This window comes from Psychrobacter sp. UBA2514, from assembly GCF_002341255.1.
Classification (GTDB): Bacteria; Pseudomonadota; Gammaproteobacteria; order Pseudomonadales; family Moraxellaceae; genus Psychrobacter; species Psychrobacter pacificensis.
Window position 1 is genome coordinate 30,957 of the sequence record NZ_DDNS01000027.1, and the last position, 16,710, is coordinate 47,666.

Here is a 16,710-nt window from a genome sequence, read left to right on the forward strand (position 1 = left end):
GAATGTTCAACACGCCCTAGACACAGAATAAATAGCTTAGATTAAAGCAGGAAACAGTGTGCGCAGACCGCTAACGATAATCTCGATAGACACGGCTGCTAATAGCATACCCATGATCCGGCTCATGATGTTAAGACCGGTATCACCGAGCAAGCGGCTGATACGACCAGCAGCCATCAATGCCAAGTAGCAAAATAAACTAATGAAGAGACCAGCAATGATGATGGCAGATACCTGCAAAATGCCTGAGACTTGCGATGAATAAATAATAACGGTAGAAATACCACCTGGTCCAATCATCATCGGTATCGCAATGGGGACCACTGCGGATGCCATCGTCGGCAGTGCATCTTGCACGTGGTCGACATCGAAGTTCTCTTGATCAGGCTTAACAGGGTTGCCTTCACCGTTCATCATATTTAGTGAAATCAAGAACACCAATATTCCACCCGCCAGTTGAAACGAACCGATAGAGATACCTAGTGCTTTTAGTAAGCTCTCACCTGCCACCGTAAAAAAGCTAATGGTAATAAAAATGGTCAGACAGGCAACGCGCGCCACCTTACGTCGATTTCTCATCGAATAGCCGCGAGTCAAATCCAAGAACAACGTCAATGCGCTAAATGGATTGATCAATACCATAAAGGCTAGGATTATCTTGATAATTTCAGTATTCACTGAGCGCTCGCTTGTCTATTGATAGCATTGGTGCAAAAAGATAAGGCCATCGTGCGAGTGCGACGATGACCCAATAGGCAATTCATAATAGCATTGTAACATAGGCAGATAAGCGAGTTAAATCATTAACTTTGCTCGGTTACCCTTCTATGTCATCTTGGCGAAAAATCCAGCGAATATAAAAGCTATGACTCAGATAAAGCTGAAATAATTGATGGCCTATGCACTAAAATCTAAGCCAATATCCAAAGCGGTAGTACTGTGCGTTAGGTAGCCCATCGCGATAAAATCAACCCCTGTACTGGCGGCGGCTCGTACCGTTTCAGGCGTAATACCACCGGATGCTTCAGTCTTTGCGCGACCTTTACACATAGCAACCGCTTGCGATAAGATTTCTGGCGACATATTGTCTAGCAATACCAAACTCACACCCGCCTCTAGCGCCTGCTCTAATTGTTCTAGTGTATCGACTTCAACCTCAATCGGAATCAGATGCCCAGCAAAGTGTTGCGCTTGCTCGATAGCCGTCTTTATATCACCAACAATGGCGATATGATTGTCTTTGATTAAAATCGCATCATCCAGTCCCAAACGATGATTGCGACCGCCACCGCAGCGTACCGCGTATTTTTGTACAATACGCAGACCTGGAATAGTCTTACGCGTACAAGTAATCTGCGCTGGATATTGCGCCACGCTATCGACGATCTGACGGGTCGCAGTCGCAATACCGCTCAGATGCGTCATGAAGTTTAATGCTGTACGTTCTGCTGTTAGCAGATGGCGTGCATTACCTTTTACAGTAGCCAATACGGCACCAGCGGCGACTGTTTCGCCATCCTGCACTTGAGCCACAAACTTAATGCTTGCATCAACTAAGGCAAAAGACAACCGCGCCAAATCCATACCGCATATCACACCTGATTGTCGCGCCTTGATTTGTAGCTGGGCTTGCATATCTGCTGGGATAGTGGCTTGCGAGGTGACATCACCACGCCTGCCCAAATCTTCCGCTAGCGCATCTTCTACCAAAGGTTTAAGCAATACGTCATCCAATACTGGCTCTTTTTCAATTGTCATGTTTGACCCTTATGTAGGCGTAATATGAATAAAAACGTCCAAATATTTAAACTCAAAATGAGCATAAATATAGCGTAAAGTTGACGCTCCTGCAAGCGAAGGTGAAAAAGTTTTTATTGAGCAAGTCGATTTCTATATGAAATTGACCTAGCTGTATTTGTTAGTAGCAATTATTTACGCTTAGGAAGTTTGCTGTCCATCAATAAGCTTTGTAGCTCGATATCATGGCGAAAACGATAGAGTTTGGCGGGGCGACCACGCTGAGCACTACTACTCTCTCCTGTCTCCATCACAAGATTCTGAGATTCCAGCAAACGGCGAAAGTTTTGTTTGTGCAAGCGTATGCCTGATAAGGCCTCAACACTTTGCTGCAATTGGGATAAAGTAAACACATCTGGCATCAACCCAAAGATAAGCGGTCGATATTCAATCTTGGCGCGTAGTCTGGAGATAGCGGTGGCAATCACGCGGCGATGATCGTAATACATCGGTATGCCGATACGCTGAGACCAGTCGCTTGGCAATTGAACCGTTTGGTAATTAGGCGGATAATTGGGCGCTTCTGGTATCAGTCCTGCTTCATACAGCATCTCGTAGCGCAGCAGCACATGCTCTGCGATCCATTCTCTGCTTTCATCAGCCTTATCGCCAACTGGTTCAGTTTCTATGAACTCGCTATCTGTCAAAAACTCTTCGCTAAGTCCCCAGCACAAACCAATACGTTGACGCCTGCGCTGCCGGGCAACTGAGTCTTCAGCGCTACTCGCCCACTCCAATAGCATAGGGATGATAAAGTCCATAATGATACTAGGCATACCATCCAAATGATTTTCCCATGGGAAATAATCATACCAATTTCGCCATAGCGCTTGGCTTTGCAATACCTGCATTTGAGTTTCTTGTACCAAACCAAGGTAGCTGACGTACACCAATGCATGACCATCAACGTTACGTCTGTTGGTATCAACAAAGGTATATAGCTGCTCCAAATATCCGAGCGGCTGCTGCGTCTGCTCTTCTACCCATTGACGCACGCCTGCCTGTAGCGAGCGATGTAATGGCATAAGCGGCCCATTTGGCAACAGTTTGCCTTGGTCAACGGTTAGGACACGAGCGATATGATCGGTAATCGCGACCAATACAGCGACCACTTCAGTTGTGCCGCTACCTTGCTGGTGCGCATGTGAATAAGACAACGTCATAGTTTTGGGGATTATCCTGTCTCTTTAAAATGGCATAAAGGGGTTCTCAAGGCTGATAATGATAGTACGCCTCAAACCTAAAACAGTATAACGTGAATCTAAAAATATCATAGTCTGGCGTTGCAATCAGACAACATCAAAATGGTCCTTCTACTATCAAGGATGGTGCAGAGACATGCTAAAGAATCTCTATCACATAACCAAGAATAAATGATGACAACAGAGGAAATAAATCAGTAAACCTATAAAAAACACTTGTATTTATACTCAAAATGAGCATAATTAAAGACCAATTAAATTTATTTAACCAAATATCTTGTTTTAGCACACCATTTATCACTATAGCGCCAACAGAGGTTGCCATTATGAAAATTTATCCTTACGACGCACCCATCATGAGTACCGACAATCGCATCGCCACTCAGATGAACATCGAATATGCCAGAGCAAAAATGCCAGCAGACTTGCCTCGTGCTGAACGACTCGTGGTTGAAGAAAACATCAAAAAATTATTGAAAGATAATAACGCGGTACTCGTTGCACACTACTATGTCGATCCTTTTATCCAAGACTTAGCACTTGCGACAGGTGGCTGCGTCGGTGACTCGCTTGAGATGGCTCGGTTTGGACAAGCCCATAGCGCCCAGACCCTAGTCGTCGCTGGTGTACGCTTTATGGGCGAATCAGCAAAGATTTTAAGTATGGAAAAAACCGTGCTTATGCCAGATTTGGAGGCGGAATGTTCGCTCGATTTGGGTTGTCCTGCTGATGAGTTTTCCGCATTTTGTGATGCCCACCCTGAACGTACCGTCGTCGTTTATGCCAATACCAGCGCCGCGGTGAAAGCCCGCGCTGACTGGGTTGTGACATCATCGGTCGGTATCGATATCGTCCGTCATTTGCATGCACAAGGTGAGCCGATCATCTGGGGGCCTGACCGTCATTTGGGCAAATACATCGCTCGTGAGACGGGTGCAGATATGCTGCTTTGGCAAGGGTCTTGCCTCGTGCATAATGAGTTTAAAGCCACTGAATTGCTGCAATTAAAAGCCGAGTACCCAGAAGCCAAAGTCTTGGTACATCCTGAGTCGCCCGATAGCGTGGTGGCACTCGCTGATGTCGTTGGTTCAACCAGTAAACTGTTGCAATCAACGTATGAGATGGATGCTGACACCTTTATCGTTGCAACTGACCTCGGCATATTGCATGAAATGCAAAAACGCTCGCCGAACAAACGCTTTTTGGCAGCGCCTACCGCTGGTGAAAGCGCAAGCTGTAAAAGCTGTGCCTTTTGTCCTTGGATGGCGATGAATGGCCTAAAAGGTATCGAGCAATGCTTGACCAATAACAGCGGTGAGGTACTAATGACGCCTGAGCTTGCCGCCGCCGCTAGAAAACCCTTACAACGTATGCTTGATTTTGCTGAATCGCAAAAGCAACGTGTGGCCGCCAGTGGCGATATCGTTCAAGACCGTGCATTGTTTGCCAATGTTGGGGCAGCCTAGCATGAGTCAGCCGCGCTCAGCCAATCAAACCCGTACCACCATCCCTGATAACTGTATTCCTGATAACTGTAGGAGTAGTCGCATGAGCCATATTGTCAACACTGACGTCCTTATCATTGGCGCTGGACTGGCAGGCTTGAGTACAGCGTTATCGCTACCAAAGTCACTGAATATCACGGTTTTGAGTAAAGCGGCACTTGAGGTTTGCTCAAGTCACTATGCTCAAGGTGGCATTGCCGCTAGTCTAGACAAAGATGACTCTGTGTCTGACCATGTTGCTGATACCTTAGTGGCTGGTGCCGGGCTTTGCACACCCGATAATACTGCCCGTATCTTGGGTGCAGGACAGCAAGCGGTTCAGTGGCTATGCGCGCAAGGTGTCCCTTTTACGCAGAACTCACCTAACGCTTTGGATAATACAAGCGCACAGGAATTTTCTCAGTTACAGACTAGCGACTTGCATTTAACAAAAGAAGGCGGTCACGGCTGTAGACGCGTCGCCCATGCGGACGATGCGACGGGTCGACACGTGATGGACGCATTAACCATCAAAGCGCAAGCTGCTACCAATATCACTATTTTGCCTTATCATGAAGCGCTTGAGTTACTGACACTGCCTATAGCGAGCGACAAGCCTTTTTTTACAGATAATAGCGATGCTAAGCATTGCCGAGGGGTGCTTGTCTTTGATCATATCAATGGGCGCCCGCTCACCTTTCATAGTCGTGCAGTGGTACTGGCTAGTGGCGGCTTAGGTCAATTATTCAAGCGTGCCAGCGCGCCTAACGTCTGCGTCGGTGATGGCGTGATGATGGCATGGCAAGCAGGCTGCCGCTTGGCAAACTTGGAGTTCATTCAGTTTCACCCAACAGGCTTAGCGCTAGATGACAGCAGCTTTTTGATATCTGAGGCACTGCGCGGTGAAGGGGGACGGTTATATTGTCCAAAGACGGGTGTCCGCTTTATGTTGGACGTGGATGCCCGTGCTGAATTGGCACCGCGCGATATCGTCGCTCGGGCGATAGCCGCGCAGATTGATAACAACGGGCTTGGCTACGTGCATCTTGATGTCAGTCACTTAGCCACTGACTTTATAAAAGCGCATTTCCCGCAGATTTACCAAACGCTATTAACGCTCGGGATTGATATCACGACAGATCCTATTCCAGTTGCCCCGACTGCGCATTATAGCTGTGGCGGTGTGGTGACTGATGCCAATGGATTGACGGATGTACCAGGACTTTATGCGGCTGGTGAAGTCGCTTATACAGGGCTACATGGGGCGAACCGCTTAGCAAGTAATTCGTTGTTGGAGTGCGTGGTGGTTGGTCGTAATATCGCAGACCATTTGCCTCAGTATGTCACCCGTTTAGCAAACGCAGAGAAGATAGGTAATGATGCTTATCGTGACATAAATCAATCCGTCATTGAATCTTGGTCAGTGCCTACGCTCACAGATGCGCAGTCAATTATTTTGACTGATACGTTATTTACAGCGTCCGAATATGACAATGATGACAAGCTATCTGGCGCTGAGGCGGACATGACCAAAATCACTGCCGCACTAAAAGTGCTCATGACCACTAACATGGGTATCACCCGTAGCGCGGGACAATTAGAACAAGCATTAACCCAAATACAAAAGTGGCAAGTTTCGCTTGCCAGTACTGAGCTTGGACAACAAAATATCATTAAAAATGACAGCCCCACGAACATACATGAGCTGGCATATTTTCAATTAACCAGACAGCTTGCTTTAGCGACCTTAATTATTCAGTCTGCTTATCAGCGTATGGAGAGTCGCGGCGGACATTATCGCCATGATTATCCAAAGCTATCGGATATACCTCGGGCAAGTGTGGTTGAGCCGCAGCGTGAGCCATATCAGCAACATATCTCCTCTGCTCAATCTATAAATATATCGAAAACGCTAAACAATATGTGGAAAACGTTGATTGCTTGACGGAGCAGTGTGCACATCAACGTTCTAGAAAAAGTCAGCCAATAGCAGAGATTGATTGACTTGTCGCAAGTCCTATCAGCTCACAAAATATCAATCAATGTAGGCTACCTAGTGGGTTTTTAGTATTCGGTCAGGGTTATGGTACAATCGCAAGCTTACTAAAATGTCTTGTTAAAATCGCTGCGAGCTGACCACCATGCAAAGCCTAATTACCCTCGTTTTGGTCTTGATGCCAATGTTTATTGGCTTTGCCATTCCGTCTAACCCAACCATGACCAAACTTGCCGATACAGGCTTGTCTTATTTAGTCTATCTTATCTTGGCACTGATCGGTATTGAGCTATCACAGGTAGAAGGGCTGGGTAATCAAGTTGGCGAAATTGCACTGTACGTGACTGTCTTATCCATATTGACAATAGGCACAGGATTGTTTGCACTGATGGTATTTGACCGCGTACGACCATGGCATGCCAAAAAACCAAGCGTCAAATCTAAAGAGCACCGCGTCAGTATCCGCGGTAGCTTGGCACAAGTGGTTTGTGTCGTGATTGGCATGGTGATTGGTTATTTTTTACCGGCAGGTTATATGCCGCCTGAAAACACCATGACCGCCATGCTGATGATTTTGATTTTGCTGGTCGGTATTGGCTTAAAGGGTTCAGGCATTACGCTCAAAGAAGTCATGCTCAATAAGCGCGGCGTCGAGATGAGCGTTATTTTTACGCTATCGGTGTTGGTTGGTGGGCTTGTGTTTGCCTTACTATTTACCGATGTGTCGTGGACGAAAGGCTTGGCAATGGCGTCGGGGTTTGGTTGGTATTCGCTATCCGCGATTGTCATGACCGATGCTTACGGCGCGGTATGGGGCAGTGTCGCGCTATTTAATGATTTGATACGGGAATTTTTTGCGCTGCTATTCATTCCTGTATTTATGCGCAAATATCCTTCGGCTGCGGTGGGGCTTGGCGGCGCAACGAGCTTAGACTTTACCTTGCCTATTATTCAACAATCTGGCGGTCTAAAAGTGGTGCCACTGGCGATTAGTTTTGGCTTTTTGATTAATATTGTCTCGCCAGTGCTGATGGTATTTTTTTCGGCGTTGGGATAAGGTTAACTTTTAAAGGTTGATGAAAATCAGTCGTTATTATTCGAAGAGCTCACAGTACTTAGCGTACTCACCATATATTTCTATATAATAGTCATATTCAAGATTCGTTAAGTCCTGTACTGAACTGCTGGCCTTTAAGGTTACTCGGCTGTGTTTTGACTCAATACTTTCATTATTAAGCGCTTTAAAGTTACGATCTATATTATCTGTATTTTCAACAAAAATATTATTTGAGCAATCATAAGTACGCATACGCTTAGCATCAATTCCATGCTGCGATGCTAAAGTATTCTTGACGATAAGCGCCCGATTGCGCGCTAAAGAGTCTTGATTAATTTCATTTGCTGCTACATGACCAAAAATAAAAACATTAGCTTTTGGATACTCATTGAGACTTTTTACCATAGTTATAAAATCTTCATTATAAATAGCAGGTAATTGACTGCTCATTGGCGGGAAAAAGCCGTTAAATTCCATTTCAAGCCCACTGGTATAGACCTCTATAAGACAGCCTTTAGCATCAACCACTACGCTAGGTGGCGTTTCAGGACACTCGTCTATATCATCAAGTACGCCATCGCCATCTGAATCAGGAATATCCGGTATCAAAGTAACAATATTATCAATCTGAGGTATATCGCTAGGTGGCGCACTGGTTGTGGTTTGACAGCCTATTAACAATAAAGTGCTTATAGCAACCGTCACTATATTCAATGATTTAATATTCATAAGCTACTCATCCTTAAGCTATTGTCCCTAAATTCCACTCGCCTGCTTTGCAAACAAGCGCATCAACGGTTTGATTTTGCCGACGCGGTACATGGCTTCATTACGAATTTGCTGCACGGGGCGCACTTGAGCAAGCGACCCTGCAAACAACCAATTCAGTGCCGAAAAGCTGTGCATCATCAGGCTATTATGCGGACGACGCGAGCGCTCATAATGACGCAGCGTTTGATTACTGCCCCACAGCGTGCCGCCACTACGGGTAAAGTCATGCATCAACTGCTCACACAACACTTTTACATCTAGCATACCGAGGTTCAACCCTTGGCCTGCTAGCGGATGCACGCCATGGGCGGCATCACCGATGAGTACCAAGTTATCAGCGACGTAGTTTTTTGCTTGTTGTGCTGCTAAAGGAAAACTGGCGATGGACTCAATCTGCTTTATAGCACCCAGCTCGTAATGACTTGCCGCTGCGAGTTTATCTGCGATAAAGCGGTCGTCTTCCTCTATCAATGCCAATGCCTGATTGCGCGGCAAGGTCCATACGATAGATTGCCAATGTTGTGGATTTGCCTTATCGTCATCAGTAATATCCGCTAGCGGCAAGAGCGCTAGCGTCCCCGTTGGCAACATGGCTTGACGAGCAGTCGCTTGATGTGGTTTCTCTGTTTGAATCGCACAGCAAATCGCGGTTTGATTATAATCGAGCGTATCAAGTCCAATGCCTGCTTGTTGACGGACAAATGAGCCACGCCCATCAGCACCAACCAACAGACGCGCATCAATCGCTGTCCCATCATCCAAGGTCACACGGTAACCTTGCTGTGCACCTAGCCAGTCCATATTGACCACTTTATGCCCAGCGATAACGGTCAGATAGTCGCTGACATCCGCTTTATGCAAACGCTGCCATAAGGCGTGCTCAATAACGGCTGGCTCCACCATACTACCGAGTATCTCAGGCGCAGCGCTTTGGTCATGACTGTCACCAAATAATAGCTCGCCCATGCCGTTCAACTGCCAAACCTGCATTTGCGAATAGTCGGCTTTACGCTTGGATGCGGTAATGTGTTGCCACGCGCCAACCTCTGTAAGCAAATTAATACTCGCCAAACTAAGCGCATAGACACGCGCGTCACGTTTGCTTAGCACCGCTTGCCACGCAGACTCGTCACGCGCAGGACAGGCATCAACCAAGGTCACTGGCATTTTGTGCTGCGCAAGCTTTAGCGCGAGCGTCGCGCCAACGATACCGCCACCGATAATCAGCGTATGATTGTTTTTCATAAGGTGTCTCTCAATATTGCTCAATATTAGAATGCTTATTATCAATCTCAATTACATATAGTTGATTCAGTTTAAAAGAGAGACAAGGCAACCGAGTGCAGATGTATAGGCAATACTGCAAGCGAGGTTAACGCTGTCACTCTTTTAAAGAGGATTAACTATAGCGCTATGACTTTAAACCCATCGCGTAGGTTGCCACCAATGGCTTGATATTTGGCAATTTATCAAAGGCCAGTAATGCCATATTACGTACAAACTTAATGGCGGGATTAGGATGGGTAAAGCCATGTACCACGGCATCACAGAATCGAATCACCCGCTTTTGATCCGTTTGACGCGCTTTTTCATAGCGCTTTAGTAGTTGTGCATTACCGATGTCTTCGCCTTTGAGCACTTGTGCGCTCATCATTTGCGCCAATACATGAGCATCTCGCATACAAAGATTAAAGCCTTGACCCGCGACAGGATGCAAAGTATGAGCGGCATTGCCCATGATAACGCAGCGACCCTCGACCTGCTTATCTGCTAGCACACGCGATAACGGATACGCGCCGCGGCGACCAGCGGCGACAAACGTGCCCGCGCGTTGTCCAAACGCTTGCTGTAGCGTCTGCAAGAACTGCGCGTCGTCTTCTAGATATTTGGTTTCTTCACCTGTTGGACAGACCCAAACCACAGATCGTCTATAACCTTGTTGATAGGTGTCATTGCCGTCGCCCTCTGGATCTGTCAGTGGCAGCACAGCTAGCGGCCCTGCTGGGCTAAAACGCTCAATCGCTACATGCTCATGCGGTCTATCGGTCTCTACCACACCAACGATAGCGGTTTGCTGATAGTCATAGGTTGTGGTGCCGATATTTAACAACTGACGTACCGTAGAATCGCGCCCATCACAAGCGACTAACACGCTGGCTTGTAGCTGTTGCTCGTTTTCTGCTGCGTCATCGTTGCTAAAGCTCAGCATCACGCCATCCACTTGTTGGGCAACGGTATTAACGCTGGCATTATCAATCAAGGTAATAAGTGGTGACTGCTGTGCGGCTAATAAGAGCTTACGCCCTAGCCACGCGTTCTCAATGACTTGTCCAAACGACTCTACTTTCTCCTCGGCTTTGTTGAGCTGTGCGCGCCCAAAGCTACCTTGCTCACTAATTTGCACGCTATCAATTCGGCAGGCATGGCTTTGCAATTCATCCCACAATCCAATCTCTTGATAGATCTGTACCGTACGCCGAGATAACGCTGTATTACGACTGTCCAAATAATGACTGCGCGTACGGTCATCGGTCGGACTGATGGTTGGATAACGGTTTTTTTCTAATAGCGTGCTAGCAATGCCGTGATGCGCCAGTAGTAAGGCAAAAGACAAACCGACATGACCGCCACCGACGATAAGCACTTGCTGGTCGGTGATTGCTTCTCTTCTTTCAGGTAGGCTTTTAGAATTGGATAAAGGTGAACCTGTCTCTTGCATCGTTGTTGTTCCTATTATAATTGTTGGGCAGACACGTCTTTAGCGATTAAGTGCTGTAATATCGCTCATAGATTACCACAAATTGCCTATCATGCTGCGCTCTTAACCGTAGACAAATCGTTCGTCCATCCTCATCGCAAGCAAGGTTTATATTAGTAAAATCAGTAAAAACTTAACTTATTAATATTTCAATGCGAGCGTTACTTTTCACTGATGATGTTATCTAACCGATAAATGAACTTAATAGATATGCCATTGGCTCGATTTAGAGTAGTGTGTTGATTGCAATCGACATACAAAAACAACGCTATCTGCTCAATGTATCGCTTGAATTTTAAAAATTCTCTACCATAATGAAGGCAAGACTTTTATTTATTATCTTCCACAAAACCAACAATAATATTACCGTCATTTTTAGTATTTACTATAACTACTCAACACCCATATAACGCTACTAACTACTTTATCTCTGAAACCCGTGACGCTATCAAAATGAAATCACAGCGCCGGGCACACAATACAAGGATAATCGCTTGACTGATACCATGAGCCGCCGTATAAAGTTTGAATCCCTAACGCCAGCACAGCTCAAAACCGTACTTGGCGAATATAACAACCACATGAAATACATCCAAGAACGCCTCGATATCAAAATCATGCAACGCCAAGGCGATTTTTGCTTAAGTGGCGATGTGACCGCTGTCGAGCGCGGTGAACGTATCATCTACAAGATGGTCGATGAAGCCCAAAACACCAAGGATATCAGCGCAGAAGAGCTGCATCTGATTATTCAATCTAGCATCTCGCGTGATGAGGATATGGACGACGATGAGCAGGATGATGATATCGAGGATGCAGAATCAGATGAGGCCAATGAGTTTACGCCCGTCAGTCTGCGTACGCGCAAAGGTCGCATCATACCGCGCGGTGGCAACCAGCAGCGCTATGTAAAAAACGTCTTAAGCTCTGATGTGTCGTTTGGTATTGGCCCTGCTGGTACTGGTAAAACCTATCTTGCGGTCGCTTGTGCAGTCGATATGCTAGAGCGTAACGAGATTGAGCGTATCTTGCTAGTACGTCCAGCCGTAGAAGCTGGCGAAAAACTAGGCTTCTTGCCTGGTGATTTGACGCAAAAAATTGACCCTTACTTGCGTCCATTGTATGACGCGCTCTATGAGATGATAGGTTTTGAGAAAGTTGGCAAGATGATCGAAAAACAAATCATCGAAATCGCCCCGCTTGCGTATATGCGTGGTCGTACGCTCAATAACTCATTTGTCATTTTGGATGAAGCACAGAACACGACGCCTGAACAGATGAAAATGTTTTTGACACGTCTAGGCTTTGGCTCACGTGCAGTGATTACTGGTGACATCACGCAGGTCGATTTGCCGCGCGGTCATAAGTCAGGTCTCGCGCAGGCAATGCATATCTTAAAAGACATCGAAGAGATTCACATCACCAAATTTGATTCAAAAGACGTGGTACGCCATCAGTTGGTACAACAAATCGTTGAAGCGTATGACGTGTACGATGAAGAGCAAATGGCTCTAGAAGAAAAACGTAAGTTTGAACGTATCAAAGAACAAGAACGTAGACAAGCTGTGGCTAATGCTGCTGCCAAACTATAATAGACTTCTTGCATAAGTCATCGTCAGCCCTTGTAACTCCGTCAGTGGAAGTCAATGAGCTGGTACTTTTGCAAGAGATCTAATATAGTCAATCCACTATAAAAGCGTTATAGCGTTAACCTCGCTTGAAGTATGACATATACATCTGCACTCGGTTGCCTTGTACCGCTCTTAAATTGGATCAACTATAATAAAGCTAGAACAATTTACTATAAAGATTTATATTGCATAGAAAAACCGGATTACTAAAGTAGTCCGGTTTTTTCTTGGCAGAGACTGCTTAGGTTTAGCATTACTTGGGTGAGGCATGGTCTAGATTGGGTATAGCCAACTAAACACGCCCATTTATAATAAAACAGGACAACGATATGAACCAATTTGACAGTAATAATAGCCACCAAGATCATAGTGCTACTAATGATGATGACAGCTTGGTAGCACTGGATATTAATGCAGCCGATAGTATCAGTGACGAAGTATTGGATAAATTTTATGATCGTAAGTATCTATTATCTGTCATGATGGCAACTTTAGATTATATGAACGCGCGCATCAATGAAGGGCTGACGCTACCCTACTTTGCAGATATCGATTCTGAGCTGTGGCAAGAAAAACCTAAAACCTTGGATATATATATCACAGATGAAATCGAAGGCCAAGCCCTCAATTTAGAGGCACGTGGTAAGGACTATGCGACCAATATTTTGTCTTATCCAAGTGAGTTGCCTGTCGCCATCATCGGACTAATGCCAACACTGTCTCTTGGTGAGCTTATTATCTGTCATGAGGTCATGGTACGTGAGGCACAAGAGCAAGACAAAACCGTGGTGCAGCACATCAGTCATTTACTGATACATGGCGTGCTGCACCTACTGGGTTTTGATCATGAGCTCGGAGAGGCTGAGCAAGATGAAATGGAGCGCTTTGAGATTGAGATTTTGGCAGCCCTAAACCTACCAAATCCCTATCTTTAATTCAGTCTTAATCAATCTTTAGTGGTCGGCAGCTTTTGTGCTTGACCCATTTGATTGATCATTTGATCCAAACCTTTGACATGGATACTGCGCTGCGGGAATGGAATCTCAATATCCTCATCATCCAACGCGTGTTTGAACTGCTCAAGTAACTGGCACTGCATGGTCCACCAATCAGCATTGGTCGTCCATACGTTCAATGTCAAATCAACTGAATTGTCACCAAGATTGGTCACTCGTACAATAGGCTCAGGATCGGTGAAAGACAACGGGTTATTTCTGGCGAGGCTCAGCATCAGATCTTTGGCCGTTTTGATATCTGCATCATAGCCAATGCCCACGGTGATATCGACGCGACGATTGGGTAGTGCTGTATAGTTGACCACCGCTGAGGTTGTGATGTCGCTGTTAGGAATAATGATGTCATGATTGTTAATGGTCGTTAGATGCGTGTTGACCAAGGTAATCTCTGTCACTGTACCCGTATAGCTGCTGATTTGCACATAATCACCGCGTACAAATGGGCGAAAAGTCACGATCATAATGCCAGCGGCAAAATTTGATAATTGATCCTTTAGTGACAAACCAACTGCAACCGCGGCACCGCCCAAGATAGCAACGACCGAGGTGGTCTGTACGCCAACTTTGCTAAGTGCGGCTAAGACTACGACAACCAATAGCACGCCATACAACAGACGGCTTAAAAAGCCAGAGACTGTTTCATCTAAATGACTACGCGCCATGAGACGGCCAAAAAAGTCGACGGCTTTTTTGGCAAGCCAACGTCCAACGATAAATATAAGTATTGCCAAAGCCACCTTGATGACTATCTCTAATGCATTGCTGGTGAGCGTTGCAACATCTACTGTAAAACCTAAAAATTCCATACTAACTCTTTACTCGATAGCGGTGTGTTATAAATTTGGGTGTCGATTAATCTTAATTATTGTCGTCAAATATTATGACGTATTCGTTGATATTCTATGTTTATTTATCGTGTCACTGATTTTTTATCGCTTTAGTTTTGTAGTTTTCGTTTTGTGGCGTTAGTAGGTGACATCCACTTCGTCGCTATAGCGATAAGTACGTATCAGTCGTAACTCGACAATATCACTCATCTCTTTGGTAAATTGTCCAAAAGGTGCTGCTTGTCGTACTGACTGTTTTGCGGCCTCATCCAGTATCGTCGAATTTGAGCTTTCTAGCAGACGAATGGCTTTAATATTGCCATTATTACTAATGATGACCATGAGCCGCACTTCACCCGTAATGCCTTGCGCCCGTGCTTGCACAGGATAATGCAGATTGCCGACACGCTCGACATGCTCACGGAAGGTATTGATATAGTCAGCTGCTGCCCCGCGCGTGGTCGAGTTACTATCCATAGTGACCACTTTGGATTTGGTCGCATAGACTTGCTGACGTTGAGACAATTGCGCTTCTAAAGTAGCGATTTGCTTACGCAGACGCGCTTCTTGTGCCATGATGTCATCTTGTGCTTGTTTGCTATCATTATCCGACTCTACGCTCGCCTGACGCCAGCTTAACGTGGTGCGCAGATAGCTCTCTTGGTAGCGCTGCTGTCGAACTTGGCGCTGTAGATTGATGACGTCTTGTGTCTCGCTCATTTGCTCAGCAGACAATGGACTCATTTGGTCATTCTCTTGTCTCAGCCGCTCCTCTATGGTGCCGCCGCCTTCTTGTGAGGCGTTGGCAATAAAATGCGCGTCTTCGTTTGGCTGCATATTATCGGTGAGCGCCTTTGCCACATCCTGCATCATGGCCGCAGGGTCTTTACCCATCGAAAAGCTGATGCCAAAAATAATCAACACGTGTATGGCGACCGCAATGACGACCGCTACAGGTAAGCTCACATCACGCTTGGGAGGCTGCGCCGAAAAATGGTAGCTCTGTGAGTCTTTGATATAGGCCACAATGGGTCTCAGCTGATAGGTAAGGCGTATGGTTTATGAATGAGCATGTAGTGATATGCACGATATATGTCGGCGCTATCATAACATGACATAAAACTATGTCGCTAGCCCAACCGATAGGGTCGAGAGATGGCGCTAATCAGTCAGTGTTTACAACCTTTCATCTACTTAAAACAAATTCCTATCACTAAAAATGTTATAAAACAGGTATCGTCTTTATGATATCAAATGAATTGTCATAAAACGCATGTGTCCATTTTGAAGCCACGGTATTTGTTATATACTGTTTTAAAACGCTGGTGCTAAGCCCTATAATTATAAGGATAATAAGTTTGAGCGACTTTGATAACGTGAATAATTCAGACAGTTTTGACGAGTTCTTTGAGAACATCGGCTATCGTTTTGACGAATCACTTGATAGTGGTTGGGAGCGTATCGCTCAATCGGTTAAAGACATCTATCATAAAACGACAGACAAACTCGAAGATGAGATATCCCTACCAGTCGCACAAAAATACGTCAACGAGGCGCTACAAAGCTTTGTGACGGATAATGTAAAAGCCATACTAGAGCTGCGTGTTGAAATGCATGATGACTGGTTTCGCTTATACTGCACGGTTGATGCTGGCGGTATTTACGCTGAAGTGGCCAGTAACTTTAGTTTGATACATGTGCAGCTCGATCGTAATGTCCAACGTTTTGTGTTTGGTCAGCAGACGTATACCGATATATTAAATCTACGCTGCGAGTCTTTTGTTAAGCGCCAAGGGATCAAGCTTGCTATTTGGTTTTATCATAGCGTCCTCAAAAAAGACCCATTGGGCTTTATTCTCTCCTACGTCAATATTGCTCGCCCAAAAGATGAAGTGATTTACCTCGATATTAACCGCTGGCTAAAAAACAACAAAAAGATCATGAGTACGTTGTATAAAGTACAGGTCAACTATGGAAAGCTTGAAGAAGAGCAAATGGTTTTGAAGGCGCAGATTAACTATCGTGACTTATTGGCCTCAAGCAATAACGAAGATATCATTAGCGACGATGATGAGCCGCAATTGATGCAAGGCCCTATCAACCCTGTAGACGATGCCACCGAACCCAGCCAAGAATAACGATCCATAAACGATGTCTCCAAAAAAACGCTA

Annotated in this window: 14 protein-coding genes; 6 read left to right on the forward strand and 8 right to left on the reverse strand. The window is 45.5% G+C overall.

Annotated features, from left to right (window positions below; translation table 11 throughout):
- Positions 1-36 precede the first annotated feature (36 nt).
- From B3V51_RS08580 to B3V51_RS08590, 3 genes are all read right to left on the reverse strand, one after another.
- Entirely contained in the window at positions 37-678 is a 642-nt protein-coding gene (locus tag B3V51_RS08580) for a MarC family protein (protein ID WP_286708261.1), read from the reverse strand.
- Between the two features lie 219 nt (positions 679-897).
- Positions 898-1,758 carry a carboxylating nicotinate-nucleotide diphosphorylase gene (nadC, locus tag B3V51_RS08585; protein ID WP_286708262.1) on the reverse strand — a complete coding sequence of 287 codons (861 nt, stop codon included), beginning with the start codon at positions 1,756-1,758 and terminating at the stop codon, positions 898-900.
- A 170-nt stretch (positions 1,759-1,928) separates the two neighbouring features.
- Positions 1,929-2,960 (reverse strand): NUDIX hydrolase, encoded by a 1,032-nt coding sequence (locus tag B3V51_RS08590; RefSeq protein WP_286708263.1) that lies wholly within the window; start codon positions 2,958-2,960, stop codon positions 1,929-1,931.
- A gap of 365 nt (positions 2,961-3,325) precedes the next feature.
- On the opposite strand from B3V51_RS08590, the gene nadA reads away from it, so the two are divergent.
- The 3 genes from nadA (at position 3,326) to B3V51_RS08605 (ending at position 7,536) form a co-directional block, all read left to right on the forward strand.
- A complete protein-coding gene (gene nadA / locus B3V51_RS08595; RefSeq protein WP_186474899.1) occupies positions 3,326-4,465 on the forward strand; it encodes a quinolinate synthase NadA in 1,140 nt (379 codons plus the stop codon).
- A gap of 1 nt (position 4,466) precedes the next feature.
- Positions 4,467-6,428: an L-aspartate oxidase gene (gene nadB, locus B3V51_RS08600; RefSeq protein WP_228724618.1), complete on the forward strand. Its 1,962-nt coding sequence runs from the start codon at positions 4,467-4,469 to the stop codon at positions 6,426-6,428.
- Positions 6,429-6,624: 196 nt separating this feature from the next.
- Positions 6,625-7,536 (forward strand): lysine exporter LysO family protein, encoded by a 912-nt coding sequence (locus tag B3V51_RS08605; protein WP_286708264.1) that lies wholly within the window; start codon positions 6,625-6,627, stop codon positions 7,534-7,536.
- A gap of 36 nt (positions 7,537-7,572) precedes the next feature.
- On the opposite strand, the gene B3V51_RS08610 is transcribed toward B3V51_RS08605, so the two are convergent.
- The 3 genes from B3V51_RS08610 to B3V51_RS08620 all read right to left on the reverse strand — a co-directional run bounded on the left by B3V51_RS08610 (position 7,573) and on the right by B3V51_RS08620 (position 11,026).
- Entirely contained in the window at positions 7,573-8,265 is a 693-nt protein-coding gene (locus B3V51_RS08610; RefSeq protein WP_093070684.1) for an OmpA family protein, read from the reverse strand.
- 27 nt (positions 8,266-8,292) lie between these two features.
- The gene (locus B3V51_RS08615; RefSeq protein ID WP_286708265.1) at positions 8,293-9,552 is read right to left on the reverse strand and encodes an FAD-dependent monooxygenase; all 1,260 of its coding nucleotides are present in this window, start codon (positions 9,550-9,552) and stop codon (positions 8,293-8,295) included.
- A 166-nt stretch (positions 9,553-9,718) separates the two neighbouring features.
- Complete coding sequence (locus B3V51_RS08620; RefSeq protein WP_083328950.1) at positions 9,719-11,026, reverse strand: UbiH/UbiF/VisC/COQ6 family ubiquinone biosynthesis hydroxylase; 1,308 nt, start codon at positions 11,024-11,026, stop codon at positions 9,719-9,721.
- A 545-nt stretch (positions 11,027-11,571) separates the two neighbouring features.
- Here B3V51_RS08620 and B3V51_RS08625 point away from each other — a divergent pair.
- Positions 11,572-12,657 carry a PhoH family protein gene (locus B3V51_RS08625; RefSeq protein ID WP_286708281.1) on the forward strand — a complete coding sequence of 362 codons (1,086 nt, stop codon included), beginning with the start codon at positions 11,572-11,574 and terminating at the stop codon, positions 12,655-12,657.
- 368 nt (positions 12,658-13,025) lie between these two features.
- Positions 13,026-13,631: an rRNA maturation RNase YbeY gene (gene ybeY, locus B3V51_RS08630; RefSeq protein ID WP_286708266.1), complete on the forward strand. Its 606-nt coding sequence runs from the start codon at positions 13,026-13,028 to the stop codon at positions 13,629-13,631.
- Positions 13,632-13,642: 11 nt separating this feature from the next.
- Here the strand turns inward: ybeY and B3V51_RS08635 are convergent, their stop codons facing one another.
- Together B3V51_RS08635 and B3V51_RS08640 are read right to left on the reverse strand one after the other, a co-directional pair.
- Positions 13,643-14,518: a mechanosensitive ion channel family protein gene (locus tag B3V51_RS08635; protein ID WP_286708267.1), complete on the reverse strand. Its 876-nt coding sequence runs from the start codon at positions 14,516-14,518 to the stop codon at positions 13,643-13,645.
- 159 nt (positions 14,519-14,677) lie between these two features.
- Positions 14,678-15,565: an energy transducer TonB gene (locus B3V51_RS08640; RefSeq protein ID WP_286708268.1), complete on the reverse strand. Its 888-nt coding sequence runs from the start codon at positions 15,563-15,565 to the stop codon at positions 14,678-14,680.
- A gap of 332 nt (positions 15,566-15,897) precedes the next feature.
- Here B3V51_RS08640 and B3V51_RS08645 point away from each other — a divergent pair, with 332 nt between their 5' ends.
- Entirely contained in the window at positions 15,898-16,677 is a 780-nt protein-coding gene (locus tag B3V51_RS08645; protein WP_227674292.1) for a hypothetical protein, read from the forward strand.
- Positions 16,678-16,710 lie beyond the last annotated feature (33 nt).

Bases quoted from the DNA above. Each gene is read 5' to 3' on its own strand.
- nadC (WP_286708262.1), bottom strand. From the start codon at position 1,758: ATGACAATTGAAAAAGAGCCAGTATTGGATGACGTATTGCTTAAACCT.
- B3V51_RS08590 (WP_286708263.1), bottom strand. From the start codon at position 2,960: ATGACGTTGTCTTATTCACATGCGCACCAGCAAGGTAGCGGCACAACT.
- nadA (WP_186474899.1), top strand. From the start codon at position 3,326: ATGAAAATTTATCCTTACGACGCACCCATCATGAGTACCGACAATCGC.
- nadB (WP_228724618.1), top strand. From the start codon at position 4,467: ATGAGTCAGCCGCGCTCAGCCAATCAAACCCGTACCACCATCCCTGAT.
- B3V51_RS08605 (WP_286708264.1), top strand. From the start codon at position 6,625: ATGCAAAGCCTAATTACCCTCGTTTTGGTCTTGATGCCAATGTTTATT.
- B3V51_RS08610 (WP_093070684.1), bottom strand. From the start codon at position 8,265: ATGAATATTAAATCATTGAATATAGTGACGGTTGCTATAAGCACTTTA.
- B3V51_RS08615 (WP_286708265.1), bottom strand. From the start codon at position 9,552: ATGAAAAACAATCATACGCTGATTATCGGTGGCGGTATCGTTGGCGCG.
- B3V51_RS08620 (WP_083328950.1), bottom strand. From the start codon at position 11,026: ATGCAAGAGACAGGTTCACCTTTATCCAATTCTAAAAGCCTACCTGAA.
- B3V51_RS08625 (WP_286708281.1), top strand. From the start codon at position 11,572: ATGAGCCGCCGTATAAAGTTTGAATCCCTAACGCCAGCACAGCTCAAA.
- ybeY (WP_286708266.1), top strand. From the start codon at position 13,026: ATGAACCAATTTGACAGTAATAATAGCCACCAAGATCATAGTGCTACT.
- B3V51_RS08635 (WP_286708267.1), bottom strand. From the start codon at position 14,518: ATGGAATTTTTAGGTTTTACAGTAGATGTTGCAACGCTCACCAGCAAT.